We start from the raw sequence: 18,951 nt of genomic DNA, 5'->3' as shown, positions 1-18,951 counted from the left end.
AAAGGAGAAATCACATAACGGAATTCCGGTTCGTTGCTCTCTGGATGTGATTTCTCCTTTCGTCGAAATGACACACTATGCGGGAATTTGATCCCGAAGTTTCAGGATTAAAATTGAAATTTATTTATATTAAATTATTTGTATTTTTGGATGGATTAATTCCTCCAAATTTTGAAAAAAACACTACTGCTTTTATTCTTTTTCTGCATTACTACTTATGCAAAAGAAACTCCTTCGACAAAAGAGAATCAAATCACAAATGAAATCATATCGTTGAATGATTCCCAAAAAAAGATATTATTTGAATTTGCTGTTCTGCAAAAGAATGGTTCTGATGCAAATGCATATTGGCTCAAAAACAAAAACAAATTTCCGGCATTTACTGATAGCGTAAGAAATAATTTGGCAGCTGAAATTTTTGTCAATTCTCAACTGTTATATACGCCAGTAAAGAATTCAGCGATTCAATTATGGATGCAAACACAATCGCTCACCAATTGGATGTTGTATCTGGCTGCTTTTATTGCAGTCTGCGCTATAATAGGATTGTTACGCAATTATTGGAACCGACTTATCGAAATACTTATTCAGCAATTTGCGCCTATATTCAGACTTTTGTTTTCGGCAATTTTATTAACGTACGAATTATTGATTATTGGTATTGTTTGCATCATTGGAGCGCCTTATGTAGATGAAATGACATTACGAACCATAATTATTCATACAGGTTTGTTTTTATTGTGGAGTCAGTCGACAGCAATTTTTACCAGAAAGTATCTTGTCAAAAAATATATTTTTGAGGTAAGGAATAATTTCTGGGGAAGCGATCAATGGGAAACAGTAAAAACAATTTGTCTTCCGGCTATAATTGTTACCGTTGCGCTTTTGTATACTATTTATAAAGTGCCTGCCGATGTTTTATATAATTATGAAATAGTTGTGTCTGGTATGGCTGCCATTTGTGCGTTACCGTTTTGGCGTATTATCGAAAAGTATATTTATCCCGTTCTGATTCCTTTTAAGGATATAAATACAGAAAGAAGCATTTATTCGCTTGCAGCTTGTACAGTTTTAGCTTTAATAATTACTGTTGGGTTTATCTTGCAATCAAATCCGTTGTTTTATTATATAATAATTGCCCTGATAACTTTATTGATAATGTCGTTTTTGATATTGTCTCTTAAAGAAAATTACAAACGCAATTATAAAAACTATTATTACATGCAATTTGTTACGATTGCTTTTTTTATAGCTGTTTTATTATACAGTTTTTATGTTCGTTCCGGCGAAATAATATGGGTTGCACTAATAGGAACAAGTATTTATATTATTATCAAGTATTGGGAAATCCCGACATTTTTTAATAATTGGAGAAAAAAAACAACCTGGACTTGGGGGTTTTTAGGAATGGCAGTTTTGCTTTGGTTATTGGCCAAAGGGATTTTGTATATTTCTAAAATGGGATATATGGTTTAAAAAGGTTTCTTGTGTCATTTCGACGGAGGAGAAATCACATCCAGAGAGCAACGTACTTTGTGGTTACGTTATGTGATTTCTCCTCCGTCGAAATGACACAAAAGGCGTGGAATTTGGAATTTTTAAACTTTATTCACTATCCACAGTTTCTGTCAGATCTTCGGTTTTTCTTCCCACTTTTACTTTTGGACTATTCTGTGTTCCTGTTACAGTCAACGGAATTCCGAATATGCCAAGAGGAGGTAAGCCTAAACGCATTTTTAAGTTCAATCTTCCGTCTAAACTTGTTGTGCCTTCAATTCTTGGTCTGAAGCCGGCAAACTTAAATTTAAAACGTTCTATTGTCATGATATTGTTTTTGATAGTAGTTTTAATATCGACTTTAGATACATCCGGATTTTTCATCGATTCAGAACTTGTTTGTTTGCTTACGGCATTAAACATTTTCAGCCCTCTCACTTTTACATCTTTTACAGAAAGCGTTCCACCGCCAACTAATGACGGATAAACAGGTTCCATATTACCGTTTAAACGACCTTTTAGCTGGTAATCAAGAGAAACAATTCCCTGGGCTTTTTCTGCAGCACTTGCCATTTTTCTAAATACTTCAACTTCATTATAAGCTCTTTTAATATCAAAATCTGAAGCTTTAATGCTGTAGTCGAAATTTGCTTTTTGAGGCGTTACAGCTTGATAATTAGCGTTCATAGCAACATTACAGCCAATTAAATTGAAACCGGTATTTTGCATGCTCAATTTACCTTTATTCATTTTTAGATTTCCGGTAGCATTTTGAAGAAGCAATTTATCGAAATTTACTTTTTGGGCATTTGCCATTAATTGTAAATCTAAGTTTGTCGGAATAATTATAACTCCGGTTTGTTTGGTTTCTGCCGGAGCATCTTTACTCCCTGTTTTATTTTGTGTTACAGATGTATTAGGATCCGTTTTTGACATAAATTCATCAACATTGATATATCGTGCCGAAACTGAAAAAGAACCTCTTAAAATTCCTGTTTTTGTTGTTGCGTAATTAAAAACGTTTCGCAAATAACCATTCATCTTAAAATCTGATTCTCCGTAAGCCGCCAAAAAGTTATTGAACGACATTTTATCCTGATTGATTTTGAAAATACCTTCTTTGATGATAAATTTCTTCGGAAGATATTCTGATGCAACTCCTATATTTCTAAGTTCAAGCGTTCCTTTGTTTTGTAGTTTGCTGTAATTTCCTTTTTCAGCATCGCTTTGTTTGCCTTTCAGAACCAAATCGGCTTTTATGAAACCATCCAGATCAAGTCCTTTTTGAGAGAAAACTTTATAAATTTTATTAACGTCAAGTTCACCTTTTGCTTTAACATCATAATTTAAATCATCAAAATTACTTAAGTCTGCTTCTACAAAAACAGGCTTTCCTTCAAAAGTAAATTGAGCCGGTTTCAGGTTAATTTTTAAATCCTGAAAAGTTCCTTTTTGATTCTCAATTTTAGATTTAACGTTAATATTGGTTATGGCATTCGGATAATATTGCGTTTTCAGATATCCATTTTTCAAATCGATAATTCCGTTTGTAACAGGAAAAAGTTTGTTTTTTTGATCAAATTTACCTTTTGCTTTCAAATCTCCAACTAAAGTTCCTTTTAGCTGTAAACCAGGAATTCCCAAAGCAGCATTTAGTTTTTGAAGATCAAGTTTTGCTTTAAAATCTGCATTAATATTTGGCGTATTCATGCCTTCGATATAAAAATTCGATTTTAAATAATCCTTATCAACATTTAGAGATAAATTTTTACCATCGACAATTAAAAGATCCGGATTTAAGGACGGTACTTTTGTATTAATTTCTAAATTCAGGTTCGAAACCGGAATAGCACTTTTATTGTAATTGACAAAACCGTCTTCTATTTTTACATCCAGATTAAGATCCGGCGCTATTTTTTGCGATGCAATATAATCTCCCTTTAAAGTTAAAAGCAAATTTGTGTTTCCTTTTAATTCAGTTTTAGAAAGCCAGGTAATGTATTTTGGAGGAAAAGCGGTAAAAACATCATTCAAATTACTATTGTCTGATTTTATAACCAAATCCATTTTATAGCCATCTTTCAGGATATTAAAATTTCCTTTAAAATCGACTACAAGCTGATTTATTTTTAAGTTGTTTTGTTCGAAGAAGAACGATAAAGAGTTGAAATTTGCTTTGGTAATCAAATCAGCATCAACTTTTTTATTCATTAAATAAGGCTCATCTTCATAAATAATATTCAGTTTTTCGATTTTTGCTTTAGAATATAAATCGAATATAGATTTGTTTAAATCTCCTTTTCCTAAATAATTAAAACCCAAAGCATCAAAATGAACTTTTGTAGATTGATCGTCGTAAATGATTTTACTGTTGATAATCTCAATTCGTTCCAGTTTTAAAGCAGCTTCAGTACTGTCTTTTGGTTTTTTAGCTTGCGAAGTCGATTTGTAAATATTGTAATTTGCTTCACCGTTTTTATTCACTTTTACATTAATAAAAGAATCAGACAAATAAATCTGATCGATTTTTACGGATTTGCTAAAAATCAAACTCGCGACATTTATTCCAAAAGAAACCTCTTTTGCAGTTATAAATTTTTCGCTTTTATACGGCGCTGATCCGTTAAGGCTTAAATCGTTTAGTGTTAAGGTTAAAGAAGGAAAATGACGAAAAAACGAAACAGAAACATCAGAATAATTAAGCTCGGCACTTAGCTTTTGATTCGCCGTTTTTTTGATTTGATCTTTAATCTGATCTTCAAAAACAATAGGCGTTAAAAACAACAACCCCAGAATAACGGCAAAAGTTATCCCCAGGTATTTTCCTGTTTTTAATAAGGCCGATTTAAATTTATTACTTGACATTTTAAATTATGTATTATGTATGCTAAAATTAGAATTGAATAAAAACGATCATTTATCCGTGAACCGTTTCGTTTTTGCCGTAATTGGTAATAATTGAACCTTCATATTCAATCCATTCTTTCCAGCGTTTGTCAATATCTATGTTGTCTTGGTATTTTCTGGCGAATCCTAAAAAAGTAGTATAGTGTCCGGCTTCAGAAATCATTAAATCACGGTAAAATTTAGCCAATTCTTCGTCTTTTATGTTTTCTGAAAGTACTTTAAAACGTTCGCAACTTCTCGCTTCGATCATTGCCGAAAACAATAAACGATCGCAAAGTGCATCTTTTCTGCTTCCGTCTTTTTTCATGAATTTAAAAAGTTCATTTACATAATGATCTTTTCTTTCGCGTCCCAAAGTCAAACCTCTTTTCTTGATAAGGTCGTGAACCATTTGCAAATGCTCTAATTCTTCGCGCGCAATTACTAGCATTTCAGTTACTAATTCCTCTAATTCAGAGTTATAGGTAACTAAACTTATTGCATTTGATGCCGCTTTTTGCTCACACCAGGCGTGATCTGTCAAAATTTCTTCGATATTCGACTCGACTATATTTACCCAACGCGGGTCTGTGGCTAATTTTAATCCTAACATAACTTTATTGAAAAAATTGTATCCTGCAAAATTAGTCTTTTTTATGGCGGAAAGTCAGGAAATATGGTGCAAATCCGCGCAAAATAGTATTATTTTGTAAATTGAAACAAATCAAATGAATCGCGTAAAAAAACTATTAATTATTGGATTTGTCTGGCCCGAGCCAAATTCGTCTGCGGCTGGTGGCAGAATGATGCAATTGATCTCTATTTTTGGAGCAAATGGATTTGAAATTACATTTGCAAGTCCGGCTTTAGATAGTGATTTTATGGTTGATTTAAGTGAGTTTGGAGTTGAGAAAAAATCTATCGAATTGAATAATTCCAGTTTTGATGATTTTATAATTCATTTAAATCCGGATGTTGTTTTATTTGATCGTTTTATGATCGAAGAACAATTTGGATGGCGCGTTTCTGAAAATTGCCCTAAAGCGATTCGATTATTAGATACGGAAGATTTGCATTGCTTGAGAACGGCAAGACAAAAAGCTTTTAAGGAAAACAGAACGTTTCAATTAGCTGATTTACTTTCAGAAGAAGTTGCTAAGCGAGAAATTGCCAGTATTTTAAGATGTGATTTGTCTTTTATTATTTCAGAATTTGAAATGAATCTTTTGAAAGACGTTTTTAAAATAGATTCGAGTTTACTGCATTATCTTCCTTTTTTGGTCGATAAAATGATTGAAGATGATTTGCTAAAATTGCCGTCATTTGAAGAACGCAAGAATTTTGTTTTTATCGGAAATTTTCTTCATGAACCTAATTGGAATACAGTTCAACATCTAAAAGAAACAATTTGGCCTTTGGTAAAAAAACAATTTCCCGAAGCTGTTTTAGAAGTTTATGGCGCATATCCTTCGCAAAAAGTACTGCAATTGCATCAGCCTAAAAATGGTTTTTTTATTATGGGAAGAGCCGCAGATGCGAATGAAATAGTAAAAAATGCCAAAGTTGTTTTGGCACCAATTCGTTTTGGAGCAGGTTTGAAGGGAAAATTATTAGAAGCCATGCAATGCGGAACGCCAAGTGTAACTACAACAATTGGTTCTGAAGCCATGTTTGACACTTTACCGTGGAATGGTTTTATTACCGATGATGTGGAAGAATTTGCAAAACATGCAATTACTTTATACCAGAATGAAAATCTATGGAAAGAATCTCAAAAAAACGGAATTGCAATCGTAAACGAATGTTATCAAATAAGTAAATATTCAACACAATTAATCGAAACAATTCATGCATTATTAAATGATTCCGAAAGTCATCGTCTTCATAATTTTATGGGAAGTTTGCTGCAGCATCATACTTTAAAAAGCACAAAATACATGGCAAAATGGATAGAAGCCAAAAATAAAAATTAAGCCTTCATCGCCATTCTTCCAAAACCTACAGTTTCACGATACAATTGAGGCGAAACATCAGCATTGGTTTTAAAAAACCGGCTAAAATAATGTTCGTCATCGTAACCCAATTCATAAGCAATTTCTTTGACCGTTTTATTGGTCATATATAATTCTCGTTTTGCTTCGATAATAATTCTTTCAGCAATTAAATCTGTAAGGGTTTTGTTGAAGTAATTTTTGGATAATTTGGCTAAGGCTTTCGCTGAAATATTGAGCATTTCTGCATAATTTCCGGCAGAATGTTTGGTTTTAAAATTTAATTCAATTGCATCTTTCAGGCTTTGAAGGATATAAGGTTCTTTTGAATCCGGAGCGGATTTCATTTCTTCTAATTGCTCATTTTTTAATCGGGAAGCCGTGATTAAAAAAATCTTTAAATAGGAAATAAGCAATTCATATTGCGCCAATTCTGATTTTTGCATTTCTATTTTCATCTGGTCCAAAACCATTTTAAAAGTCCCTGCAGCTTCATCTGTAATTATTGTAAATGGCGGCTGATAGACATTATTGAATAAAATGCCATTGCATGAAACTTCTTTTTGATGATAATGAATGCAAAAGAAATCCGGATGAAAATGAATCGCAACACCTTCAATAGGCTCATTTACACAAAGCATAAAAGGCTGATAAGGCGAAAAGGCGAGAAGTGAGTTTTCTTCAAAGCGATGTTCCGCAAAATCAGCTTTTACTTTGCCTTTTCCTTTGGTAACCCAAATTAAAGAGAAATAATTGGTGCGTTGCAAATGATCAAAATGGCTGTTGTCATCAAACGGAAGTATTTTGAAAGCCAGACTCCCGGTTTGTGGATTGATTAGAGTATAAACATTTTGATTGCTCATTTGGTGCTATTTATAATTTTCGATCTGTTTCGTTAATTGGTAAATCGTTAATGCTGGCAAATCTTTTTTGCATATAACCATTTTCGTCAAATTCCCAAAGCTCGTTGCCATAACTACGAAACCATTGTCCGGAATGATCCTGCCATTCGTATTCGAATCTAACGGCCATTCTGTTTTCACGAAAACCCCATAATTCCTTTTTAAGTTTGTAGTGAAGTTCTTTTTCCCATTTTTTGGTTAGGAATTGTTTTACTTCTTCACGACCATTAATAAAGTCGGTTCTGTTTCTCCATTCTGTATCAATAGTATAGGCAAGTGCTACTTTTTCAGGATCTTTTGTGTTCCATGCATCTTCGGCTATTTGAACTTTTTGAAGCGCAGTTTCCGTTGTAAATGGAGGTAAGGGATGTCTTTGTGGTTCCATAATTAGTTTTTTATGATAAAGATAGTCATGAAATAAATCACGACTATCTTTAATAGATTCTTTTTTTGAAAATTAGTTTTGTAATGCTAAACTTGGAACTGCTGGAAAATCAATTTCTGTATTAGCAGTATTATTGAAATAGTTTGTTAGAACATTCAACGCTACGTGTGCAACAGTTTCAGCAATTTCAGCTTCTGAAACTCCTGCATTTTTAACTGCATTTACATCTTCGTTGTTTACCAAACCATTTTTGCTCACTAATGTTTTAGCAAATTGAAGAATCGCTGCAGTTTTTGCATCAGCAGAGTTTCCTGTTCTTGCATCTTGTAAAACTTGTGCATCAGTTTTTAATAATTTTCCTCCAATAAAAGTATGTGCGGCAACACAATAATCACAAGAGTTGCTTTCTGAAACCGTTAAGGCTAGTAATTCACCTGTTTTTGCACTTAATTTCCCATGGCTCAAAGCTCCGCTTAAGTTTAAATAACCTTCTAATACTGCCGGAGAATTCCCCATTGTTCTCATCATATTGGGAACAACTCCTAATTTTGCTTGTACGGCATTGAATAAATCTTTAGTTTTTCCTGTTGCTTCTTCTGGGTTTAATGCTGTTAATCGTGTCATCTTATTTAATTTTTTAAGTTATTTATAGTTGTTGTCTTTTGACATTACAAAGATGCGACGATCACAGATTTTAGAACATGGAGAATATACGCCATGTGATGGACAATTTTCCCTGCTTGCTTTTTAAACAAAAAAAAACCGATTACATATCGTAATCGGGGATTTTTTGTGCTCAGTCTCAGTTTTAAGATAACAGCTTTACTGATTGCTAAGGCTTAAAACTGAAAACTATTTCAAAATACCTTCAACAGCTTGAATAGTAGTTGCATGATAACCAGATTTTGCTTTGTCAAAAATCTGTTTTGCCCAAACTTTTCCTTCTGGGGTTTTCACCATTTCTTTGTAAAGCATCATTACTGATCCAGTTCTGCTGATTCCTATTAAAAATTGTTCAATTGCAGGATAAGCTGGTTTGTATTGGTGAATTAGCGCTTGAACAAACCATTGACGTTTAATGATGAAATTACCACCTTTTGTAAAGTTGAATTCACTGTCAAGTGCTTCCATTTCTTTTGGAGTAATATCTGTTGGAAGATGATCAATAAAATACTGTTTTTCGCTAGTTGTCGTAATTTTTTGACTTAATCCTTTTACGCCAGTTTCTTTCCAGCTTTTTTGAATTTTATCTATTGCATCAAAATCAGCAGAATTTACAGGAGTAATATTTGAAGGGATTCCAGGTTTGTAAATCCAATCTTCTAACTTTATTTTATCAGCTAGTGCTTTGTCTCCTTTGATAAGATTTTCGTTTATATATTTTACAAAATCTTCTGTAGTTATAGATTGAAAAGCATGTGCGTCGAAGTAATTTTTAATAAAAACGTCGAATTTTTCACGTCCAACAGCATTTTCAATTACTCTTAAAAATGCATATCCTTTTACGTATGGAATTAAGCTGATTCCGTCATCAGGATTTCTTCCTGTTAAACTAACTTTAAGTCTTGTATCAGGATTTGTATCTCCATATTCGGCAACATTATCCACTAAGTCTTTGCGGGCTATAACATTCTGCATTTCAAATTCTTTCTCTCCAAAAATGGCTTCACCAATGCGGTGTTCCACATAAGTTGTAAAACCTTCATTTAACCAAATATCATCCCAGGTTGCATTTGTAACTAAGTTTCCGCTCCAGCTATGACCTAATTCGTGCGCCAATAAACTCGTTAAAGAACGATCTCCGGCAATAACTCCCGGAGTTAAAAAAGTTAAGTTTGGATTTTCCATTCCGCCGTAAGGGAAACTTGGAGGTAAAACCAAAACATCATAACGTCCCCAACGATAAGGTCCGTAAAGCTTTTCGGCAGCAACAACCATTTTTCCTAGTTCAGCAAATTCCCAAGCCGATTTTTTTAACATCGATGGTTCTGCATAAACTCCGGTTCTGTTATCTATAGATTGAAATTCTAAATCTCCAACTGCAATTGCCATTAAATACGATGGAATTGCTTTGTCTTGTTTAAAAGTATAAACTCCTGTGTCGTTTTTCTTTTGTGGGTTTACAGCACTCATTACAGCCAATAAATCTTTAGGAACTGTAACTTTTGCATTATACGTAAAACGTACTCCTGGTGAATCCTGACAAGGAATCCAGGTTCTTGACCAAATGCTTTCGCCTTGAGAAAAAAGAAATGGTTTCTTTTTATCTGCGGTTTGTTGTGGCGTTAACCATTGCAGTGCAACGGCATCTTTGGTTGTTTTATAGTAAATATTAACTTTAGTTGTATTTGGCTCTATAGTAATGTGAAGTGGTTTTCCGTGGAATTCAACTTCCTTTCCAAGCTCAAATTTTGTTTCTTTTTCATCATCACCCAAAGTTACTTTAGTAATTTCCAATGTATTTTCATCAAAGATAATTTCGTTGCCTTTGCTGATATTGTCAATTTGCCAAGAAGCTTTTCCTGAAATAGTTTGTGTATCAAAATCAACTTTGATATCAAGATCGAGGTGTTTTACCACGGCAAGATCTGGTTTAGAGAATGTATGTTCGTCTTTAACAGTAGCTTTTTTTTCAACGCTGTCTTTTTTCTGACAGGCTACAACTGCTAAAAACAAAACTAATAAATAAACTTTTTTCATTTTTCTTAAGTATTGGATTTGAGAATCTAAATTAAATAAAAAATCCCGTTCTGATTGCTCAAAACGGGATTTAAATACAAAACCTTCGACTGCGCTCAGGTTGACAAGTTTATGCCAACATTGTAACTGGGCTTTCGATGAATTGTTTTAGTGTTTGTAAAAATTGAGCTCCCGTTGCACCGTCAATTGTTCTGTGGTCACAAGCTAATGATAACATCATTGTGTTTCCAACTACAATCTGACCGTTTTTAACGACTGGTTTCTCAACAATTGCACCTACAGAAAGGATGGCAGAGTTTGGTTGGTTGATAATTGAATTGAATTCAGTAATACCAAACATTCCAAGGTTAGATACTGTAAAAGTACTTCCTTCCATTTCTTGTGGTCCAAGTTTTTTGTTTTTAGCTCTTCCTGCTAAATCTCTTACTGAAGCACCAATTTGAGATAAACTCATAGCGTCTGTAAATTTCAATACAGGAACTACTAATCCGTCTTCAACAGCTACAGCAACACCAATATTAACGTGGTGGTTGATGATGATAGCATCTTCTTTCCACTGAGAGTTAATTTTTGGGTGTTTTTTCAATGCTAAAGCACAAGCTTTGATTACCATATCGTTGAAAGAAACTTTTGTTTCAGGAACAGTATTAATTGTCGCTCTTGCCTGCATTGCTTCATCCATACTTACTTCGATCACTAAGTTGTAGTGCGGAGCAGTGAATAAAGATTCTGCCAAACGTTTTGCGATAATTTTACGCATTTGAGAGTTTTTGATCTCTTCTGTGAAAACTTCTCCGGCAGGAACAAATACTTTTGGTGCAGCAGGTGCAGCAGCAGTTTCTTGTGGTTTAGCACCAGAAGTTGCAGCAGGTTGTGCTTGTGCAGATGGAGTAAAGTTTTCGATATCGCTTTTTACGATACGTCCGTTTTCTCCAGAACCTTTAACCTGAGTTAATTGAATTCCTTTATCAGAAGCGATTTTTTTAGCTAATGGTGAAGCTAAAATTCTTCCGTCTGAAGTATTGTTTACTGTCTCAGTTGCTTTTTCAGCAGCAGGAGCAGCTTTTTCTTCTGTTGCAGGAGCAGTTGCAGTTCCTCCGGCAGTATAATTGTCAGCAATTCCAGCAATGTCAGTTCCTGCAGGTCCGATAATAGCTAATAAACTATCAACAGGTGCAGTATTTCCTTCCTGAATTCCGATGTATAATAATGTTCCGGCATTGAATGACTCAAACTCCATAGTAGCTTTGTCAGTTTCAATTTCAGCTAAAATGTCGCCTTCAGCAACAGCATCACCTACTTTTTTTAACCATGTAGCTACAGTTCCTTCAGTCATTGTATCGCTCAAACGAGGCATAGTTACAACTACAACACCTTTTGGTAATTCAGTTGCAGCTTTTGCAGGAGCAGCTTCAGTTTTAGCTTCTGCAGCAGGAGCGTCAGCTTTTGGTGCCGAAGCTTCGGAAGCAGCAGCAGGAGCATCACCACCAGCTAATAATGCTGAGATATCTTCTCCTTCGTTTCCAATAATTGCTAATAATGAATCAACCGGAGCAGTTTCTCCAGCCTGAATTCCGATATGTAAAAGAGTTCCTTCGTTGAAAGACTCAAATTCCATTGTTGCTTTATCTGTTTCAATTTCAGCAAGGATATCTCCTTCGCTAATTTTGTCGCCTACTTTTTTTAACCAAGTCGCTACCGTTCCTTCCGTCATAGTATCGCTCAAACGAGGCATTGTTACTTTTATCGCCATAATATATTATAGTTTATGAGGTGTGAATGGGTAATCTTCTTGTGCGTATACTACGTCGTATAATTGCTGTAATTCAGGATATGGAGATTCTTCAGCGAATTTCACACATTCTTCAACCAAGTCTTTAACTCTTTGGTCAATTGCTTCAATTTCTTCTTCTGTAGCATATTTTTGATCCATAATTACATCTAAAACCTGAGTAATTGGGTCAATTTTTTTGTACTCTTCAACCTCTTCTTTAGAACGGTATAATTGTGCATCAGACATAGAGTGTCCTCTGTAACGGTACGTTTTCATTTCAAGGAAAGTTGGTCCATCACCACGACGAGCTCTATCAATAGCTTCTGTCATTGCTTCAGCTACTTTTACAGGATTCATTCCGTCAACAGGTCCGCAAGGCATTTCATAACCTAAACCAAGTTTCCAGATATCAGTGTGGTTTGCAGTTCTTTCAACAGAAGTACCCATTGCATAACCGTTGTTTTCAACGATAAATACAACCGGAAGTTTCCATAACATAGCCATGTTAAAAGCTTCGTGTAATGAACCTTGTCTTGCAGCTCCATCACCAAAATAGGTCATAGTAACACCGCCAGTTTCAAAATACTTATCTGCAAAAGCTAAACCAGCTCCAACAGGAATTTGTCCACCTACAATTCCGTGACCTCCGTAAAAACGGTGTTCTTTAGAGAAAATGTGCATAGAACCTCCCATACCTTTAGAAGTTCCTGTAGCTTTTCCTAATAATTCGGCCATTACACGTCTAGGATCAACTCCCATACCAATTGGTTGTACGTGGTTTCTGTAAGCAGTAATCATTTTATCTTTAGTCAGGTCCATAGCATGCAAAGCACCTGCTAATACGGCTTCCTGACCATTATATAAGTGTAGAAAACCTCTAACTTTTTGTTGAATGTATAATGCTGCAAGTTTGTCTTCAAACTTTCTCCAAAGTAGCATGTCTTCGTACCACTTTAAATATACTTCTTTTGTAACTTCTTTCATCTGAATTCTTTCTTTTGCTAAAGTTGTTTGTGTTATCAATTGTTGCCTATAACGCAAAATAGTTTCCTCCCACAAATTTGCGCCCGAAAGGTCGGGATGCAAAAATAAGACATTCCGTTTAAGAACTAAAATTTAAAAGAGACTTTTTGGCTTTTTTTTACAAGAACTTTTTATCGAACATAAAAGGAAGCAAATTTTTAAGGGATGTTGATTTATAAACTTCGCCAATTTCGCCCATAAAATAGATTTCTATAGGGGTGTCTTGCTTGATTTCATATTCTGCAATTGATTGTCTGCAAGAACCACACGGCGGAATTGGAGCTTTGGTTTGGTTGTTGTCTGAAGCGGCAGTAATAGCCATTTTTAAGATTTTAGCTTCAGGATAAACACTTCCTGCGTAAAAAATGGCAACACGTTCTGCACATAATCCCGACGGATAAGCTGCATTTTCCTGATTTGATCCTAAAACTATTTTTCCGTTATCAAGAAGTAACGCTGCTCCAACTCTAAATTGAGAATAAGGTGCATAAGCTTTTTTGCGAATTTCAATCGCTTGTTCCATTAGGTTTTGAACGTCGTTTGGCAGTTGTTCTTTCGAATCGTATACCAAAAATGATGATGTAACGCTTATCTCTTTCATTGTTTTTATGGGAAAAAAAATCCAAATTTCTAAAAATCAGAAATTTGGATTGTTATTATATTTTTATGTTTTTTGTTTAGTAAACTTCGTATTTGTCGCCAAAGTTAAAGGTTAAAGAAAAACGAAGGGTGTTTTCCAGTGGATTTTTAACTTTTGATGACGAGAATAGATAAGAAACGTCAACTTTTACTACATTATATTTGAAGCCGGCGCCTAAAGAGAAAAATTGTCTTGCACCTTTCATCGGACTTTCATGAAAATATCCTGCTCTTACTGCAAATGAATCCTGATACATATATTCTGCACCTACACTATAAGTAATTTCTTTTATCTCTTCGCTAAAACCTCCCGGAGCATCTCCAAAAGATTTAAATATTCCTGAAGTCCATCCAATATCTTTGTAATCCTGATAAGCTTTAGCATCTGCTGCTTCCTGAGTAGTATCTCCCGCATCTAAATAATCTCCATCTCCGTTAGCATCTACAGGAGTTCCAGGTCCCGGAGGAGTTGGTACTAAAAGTTTAGTAAATTCTACACTTACACCAACTTTATTATAGTCGTCTAAAATAAAATCAAAACCACCACCTAATCTTAAGTTTGCAGGTAAAAAGTTGGAACTGATATCATCTTTATCATAACTGATTTTAGGTCCTAAATTTTGAATATTAAAACCTGCTCTCCATCTACCATTAAAATCGCTGTAGGCAATTTCGTCAGACTGATAAAAACCGGCAACATCTACAGCAAAAGAGCTTGCGGCTGATGCATCAACTTCTTCTGAAGCAATTTTTAAATTAGAACGAATATATCTTGCAGCAACTGCCATTGAGAATTTATCACTCAATTTCAAAGAGTAAGATCCGTCTAAGCTAAATTCATTTGGTGAAACTATTCTTGGAACTTCATTTGGGTCTCCTGTAGCTCTTAACTCGATGTCTCCAAAACCAAAATAACGTAAACTTGTTGCAAACGCACTTCGTTCATTTATTTTGTTGTAATAAGTAACCTGACCAAGTGAAATATCGTTGGCTAAATCTGTTAAATAAGGAGTGTAACTTATAGAAAGACCTTGTGCTTCTACTGCAAATGCATATTTTGCAGGATTCCATTGTTGAGAATAAGCATCGGTAGATGTTGCTACTCCCTGGTCTGCCAAACCAGCGGCTCTTGCGTCTGCTGCGACTAATAAAAATGGAACTGCAGTTGTAATAGGACGAGTAATGTCTTGGGCTTTTGCGTATGAAATGACTAATAAACAAATTAAAAGTAGAGATATTTTTTTCATTTATAGATTTAGGGTTTTTTATGGTAAAAATATATATATTATTATAATATGACAAGTTTTTCGTACTTTTCTGCTTTTTTATTTGTTAAATTAGATTTAACGGTGAGTTTGTAAATATAAACTCCTTTTCCTATGCGGTCTCCGAAATCATCTTTTCCATCCCATGTTATTTCACGTGACAAAAATCCTTCGGTAGTAATAACCTGATTTTTTGTCCAAACTACTTTTCCTGTTATAGTCATAACCTGGACCTGAACCTCTAAAGGTTCATAAGGTCTGTTATGAGAAAACCAAAATTGTGTATAGGTCGAAAACGGATTCGGATAATTAAGAACATGTGAAAGTGTCAACGACTCGTCTCCAACAACTATAAATTGTATTTCGCTTGTCACCGGATTATTATAAACATCCCAGGCCGTGAAACTTATTGTGTGCAATCCTGCGGCTAAATTTCTTAATGGAAAACGTACATTTCCATTAGTATAATCATCTAATTTAGTTTGATAATAATCGTTTAAAATATAAGGATTACTAACATCTCCGTCTAAAATCGCAACAATATCATGACCAATTCCGCTAGCTGTATTTATTCCATTTTCATCCTCCAAAAAAGCCAATAAAAAAGGCGAACTATTTGTAATTCCACCAGAAACAAAAGTTTCGTCGTTCATATATAACTTCACTTTTGGATTTATATTGTCCACAGGAGCATTTTCATTTATTCCACCAATTTTTATAATACTGTTATAGCCCGATTGGTTTTCTAAATTTCCGTTTTTCTTCGAATAAAAACTAATTCTTCCATTATCTACAGGAATCCTTATATCTCTGGGAACTACAAAACTAAACTCAAATTGACCGTTGGTTACAGATGCATTTCCTCTAAATATTGTCTCGCCAAGAGTTTTAAATGACATTGCAGGGCTATATCCATCATTATTTAAGGTCGATCTTGTAATTAACTTGTCGAAAATAGCAGTTGCTAATTCACCATTATAATTGCTTAAAATAGTGTTGTTTTCATCTGTAATTTCTCCTGTAATTTTAATTTTTGCTAAAGATTTAAAATCGGGAAGTGTTTGGGAAATAGCAACATCATTAACTTTTGTTAAATTGATTCGGGGTTTTGGAATTGCCAGCATTAAGGCCGGGTCTCCAATATAAAAGACAACGTTACTGGAAGAGCTTGGTTTTTCATTTTTTGAAATACGAAGCGCTTCTGCAATAGTTGTGTATTGATTTGAATTATAAGAAAGCAGGTTTTTAGTAAGGCTGTCATTAAAATTTTCAGCATTAAATTGACCTATAGATCGAATGGTTGTAAGCATCGAGATTGCGCCGCCTTTCGGGTTCCAAAAAGTATATTCGCCTGCAGTTGGTCTTGTTGGGTCATCAAATCGCGAAAATTCACAAGTAATGGTTATAAATAAAGGATATCTATATTGGTTATTTAAATTTTGACCATCTGCTTTTTCCCAAATTCGTTCGCTCGCTAAACCATCTTCACCACCATGTCCTAAATAATTAAAGACTAAAGCTCCTTTTTCGAAAGCATTAAAAAAATCGGTTCTTGCTTTTGGATATCTTGAACCTCCCGCAGAAGCTTCCTGAGTATAAGAATCTAAAAGGATTTTATCAATGTTAAAAAATGGTTTTTCTGTTGCAATGACATCGGCCAAAGCATTTTGACGTGATTGTAGGGAAGCATCAGAACTTTGGTCAGCATCATCACTTAATAATACGTAATTGTTTCTCCAGTTTCCATAAGATTTTATGTCATGATATTCTAAAACCTTATTCACCATTTCTTCTGCCTGAGCATTGTCAGAAATAAGCATTCTTCCTACTGCAACGTCAATTCCTCCAAAAAAAGAAACGACATTTCCTTCGTCAGCATCCATAAGTCCGTAAAAATCGTCAGATGCAAAAGATGATTCTCCGGTAGTCGTACTATTTAAGGAGTGATATATAGGTACTATATTAGTGTTGTTCGTAATTCTGTTTTTATAATCAAAAGAAGCATCTCCAAATAAATTCAAATATTTAATTTTTTTATCTGAAGAAGAAGCATTGTCATAAATGTATTTAATGCAATTTCTAATGGCCGCAATATCTTGTTTGCCTGAAGAAAATTCCTGATAGATGTTTTCTAAAGCAATTACTTTTACATTTAAATTAGAATAAGTACGATGGAAACTTGCTAATTTTTCAGCTTGAGAAACTAACGATTTAGGCGCAACAATAACATAATCGATATCCTGAAAAGTATTTTGAATGTTTTTGAAAATAGTTCCTTTTAAGTTTTGATTTGTTACTTTGGGTTGATTGTCTTTTAAAGGTGTGTAATAATCTCCGCCATCAATAGCAATATATTTTCTGATTTCTCCTAAAGATGCCTTGAAGCTAAAAGTGGCTAAATTTGCGTTTTCTATTTTCGATACATTATATAGGTCTGTAATATCCCAAACTTGACTTATCGCTGAAGCATTTCCTATAGTGTAATTTACAATTCCCGGAGTTGAACCTGCAAGATTATATTGAAACTTAAATTGTTTCCCGGTTCCCAGAAGTTTTCTTTTTGCAATTAAATTGATATAATCCAGGTATCCTTTTGATCCAGGAACACCATTATTATTATACGTGAGTTTTATTTTGATATTATCGGAACCTGTGAAAGTAGTATTTGAAGGAAGTTCTGAGTTGTAAAATTTAGTATCTGAATTTACAACTATTGCATTAAAAGAGATAGTACCAATATTTTGCCCGTTTGAAGAAACTGCAAAAGAAGTCGGCGTGTAGGCGGCTGCGGCTGCATTTAATTCTATTTTTACAGGAACCGAAGTTTCGAGATTAGGAAAATTAAAGTCAAATTCTTGTTCCTGGTTAATTTCAAAAGCTTCTCCAAGCCATTGACGTCCTGCGTGTGCAATGTTTGTCAGGTCAGTTTCGTGATATTGATAGTCATCAAACGTGTTTAGTTCTAATGTAGTGCTGCCTGTAGGCTGGTTTAAAATAGGAATTCTTTTTCCGTCGCTTCCGCCAGACGTTATATAATAGTATGATTTTGTGTCGTATAAATTTAAATTGGTCTGGCTTTCTGTATTCCAGTTATCAACTCCTTCGGCATAAAAAAGAATATAATCTTCATTATTAAATGTACCGTCGCTTTCTCCTATAATCTGGATATTGTTTTCTGTTAAATCTTCGGGGTAATAAATGTTGTTTGCAAGCGGAAGCATTCTTCCACCGTTTCCATAAATTTTAATTGTTTTTGGGTTAACTTTTCCCGCATCGAATCCTAAACTTTGCAAAAAAGACTTTGAAATTCTATAAACACCTGATTTTTCGACATAAAAACGATACCAGTCACCAGAAGCTAAGACTGAATTTGAAACAAGGGCGGCTTTTTGAAATGACGAAGAAGCGCTATTTTTAGAAGTATTATTATTTGTAGAATATGAAAATGATCTGATGCGTTTGTAGCTATTTCCGTCTCTTATAATTGGGTAAAGTGAAAGGAAAATTTGTTTTTTATCTCTCGCTGAGGCGATTTTTAGCGTTTCATTTGGTTTGTCCGGGATATTTTGGAGTGTTAAATCTCCTAATTCGGCAATTGAAACTGACTCGTAAATAATATTAGTTAGCACGACAGAATTGCCGTTTGAAGAACCGGATTCAGACAGATTAAGGAGCAATGTTATGTTTTTTTTAGTAGTATCGTACCTAAAACTGTTTCCTGTAAAGTATGGAATCGTGATTTTAAAGTCGCCGTAACTCATCTCTTTTTTACTTTGCCAATCTAGCGTTAAGCTCCCATTTATCTGAGAAAATGAGAAGATTGGGAGTAGAAAAATATATAGGATTATGGCTTGTTTCATAGGATGAAAAAACGAAATTAAAATTAAAT

The 18,951-nt window shown here is 34.3% G+C and carries 13 protein-coding genes; 2 read left to right on the top strand and 11 right to left on the bottom strand.

Features of this window, described 5'->3' with window-relative positions:
• Window positions 1–171: 171 nt before the first annotated feature.
• Window positions 172–1,476 (top strand): hypothetical protein, encoded by a 1,305-nt coding sequence (locus GKZ86_RS02500; RefSeq protein WP_228526509.1) that lies wholly within the window; start codon window positions 172–174, stop codon window positions 1,474–1,476.
• Between the two features lie 129 nt (window positions 1,477–1,605).
• Here the strand turns inward: GKZ86_RS02500 and GKZ86_RS02495 are convergent, their stop codons facing one another.
• Together GKZ86_RS02495 and GKZ86_RS02490 are read right to left on the bottom strand one after the other, a co-directional pair.
• Entirely contained in the window at window positions 1,606–4,362 is a 2,757-nt protein-coding gene (locus GKZ86_RS02495) for an AsmA family protein (RefSeq protein ID WP_154781537.1), read from the bottom strand.
• Between the two features lie 52 nt (window positions 4,363–4,414).
• A complete protein-coding gene (locus tag GKZ86_RS02490; protein ID WP_133507452.1) occupies window positions 4,415–4,996 on the bottom strand; it encodes a tRNA-(ms[2]io[6]A)-hydroxylase in 582 nt (193 codons plus the stop codon).
• 115 nt (window positions 4,997–5,111) lie between these two features.
• Here GKZ86_RS02490 and GKZ86_RS02485 point away from each other — a divergent pair, with 115 nt between their 5' ends.
• Window positions 5,112–6,356 carry a glycosyltransferase family 4 protein gene (locus GKZ86_RS02485; protein ID WP_154781536.1) on the top strand — a complete coding sequence of 415 codons (1,245 nt, stop codon included), beginning with the start codon at window positions 5,112–5,114 and terminating at the stop codon, window positions 6,354–6,356.
• Here the strand turns inward: GKZ86_RS02485 and GKZ86_RS02480 are convergent.
• The 9 genes from GKZ86_RS02480 to porU form a co-directional block, all read right to left on the bottom strand.
• Entirely contained in the window at window positions 6,353–7,237 is an 885-nt protein-coding gene (locus GKZ86_RS02480; RefSeq protein ID WP_154781535.1) for a helix-turn-helix domain-containing protein, read from the bottom strand. The genes GKZ86_RS02485 and GKZ86_RS02480 overlap by 4 nt on opposite strands.
• Window positions 7,238–7,247: 10 nt before the next feature.
• The gene (locus GKZ86_RS02475) at window positions 7,248–7,661 is read right to left on the bottom strand and encodes a nuclear transport factor 2 family protein (RefSeq protein ID WP_154781534.1); all 414 of its coding nucleotides are present in this window, start codon (window positions 7,659–7,661) and stop codon (window positions 7,248–7,250) included.
• A 72-nt stretch (window positions 7,662–7,733) separates the two neighbouring features.
• Window positions 7,734–8,285 carry a carboxymuconolactone decarboxylase family protein gene (locus GKZ86_RS02470; RefSeq protein WP_154781533.1) on the bottom strand — a complete coding sequence of 184 codons (552 nt, stop codon included), beginning with the start codon at window positions 8,283–8,285 and terminating at the stop codon, window positions 7,734–7,736.
• Between the two features lie 228 nt (window positions 8,286–8,513).
• Window positions 8,514–10,361 carry a hydrolase/aminopeptidase gene (locus GKZ86_RS02465; protein ID WP_154781532.1) on the bottom strand — a complete coding sequence of 616 codons (1,848 nt, stop codon included), beginning with the start codon at window positions 10,359–10,361 and terminating at the stop codon, window positions 8,514–8,516.
• 109 nt (window positions 10,362–10,470) lie between these two features.
• Window positions 10,471–12,114 carry a pyruvate dehydrogenase complex dihydrolipoamide acetyltransferase gene (locus tag GKZ86_RS02460; protein ID WP_154781531.1) on the bottom strand — a complete coding sequence of 548 codons (1,644 nt, stop codon included), beginning with the start codon at window positions 12,112–12,114 and terminating at the stop codon, window positions 10,471–10,473.
• A 6-nt stretch (window positions 12,115–12,120) separates the two neighbouring features.
• Window positions 12,121–13,119 carry a pyruvate dehydrogenase (acetyl-transferring) E1 component subunit alpha gene (pdhA, locus tag GKZ86_RS02455; RefSeq protein WP_026983801.1) on the bottom strand — a complete coding sequence of 333 codons (999 nt, stop codon included), beginning with the start codon at window positions 13,117–13,119 and terminating at the stop codon, window positions 12,121–12,123.
• A 157-nt stretch (window positions 13,120–13,276) separates the two neighbouring features.
• Window positions 13,277–13,759 (bottom strand): cytidine deaminase, encoded by a 483-nt coding sequence (cdd, locus tag GKZ86_RS02450; RefSeq protein ID WP_154781530.1) that lies wholly within the window; start codon window positions 13,757–13,759, stop codon window positions 13,277–13,279.
• Between the two features lie 76 nt (window positions 13,760–13,835).
• The gene (gene porV, locus GKZ86_RS02445; RefSeq protein WP_154781529.1) at window positions 13,836–15,044 is read right to left on the bottom strand and encodes a type IX secretion system outer membrane channel protein PorV; all 1,209 of its coding nucleotides are present in this window, start codon (window positions 15,042–15,044) and stop codon (window positions 13,836–13,838) included.
• A 41-nt stretch (window positions 15,045–15,085) separates the two neighbouring features.
• The gene (gene porU / locus GKZ86_RS02440; protein WP_154781528.1) at window positions 15,086–18,922 is read right to left on the bottom strand and encodes a type IX secretion system sortase PorU; all 3,837 of its coding nucleotides are present in this window, start codon (window positions 18,920–18,922) and stop codon (window positions 15,086–15,088) included.
• Window positions 18,923–18,951: the final 29 nt, after the last annotated feature.

Source organism: Flavobacterium sp. LC2016-13, assembly GCF_009707955.1.
In the GTDB taxonomy this organism is placed as follows: Bacteria; Bacteroidota; Bacteroidia; order Flavobacteriales; family Flavobacteriaceae; genus Flavobacterium.
Note: the sequence above shows the minus strand (reverse complement) of the source record. Positions and strands in the feature narration are given on the sequence as shown.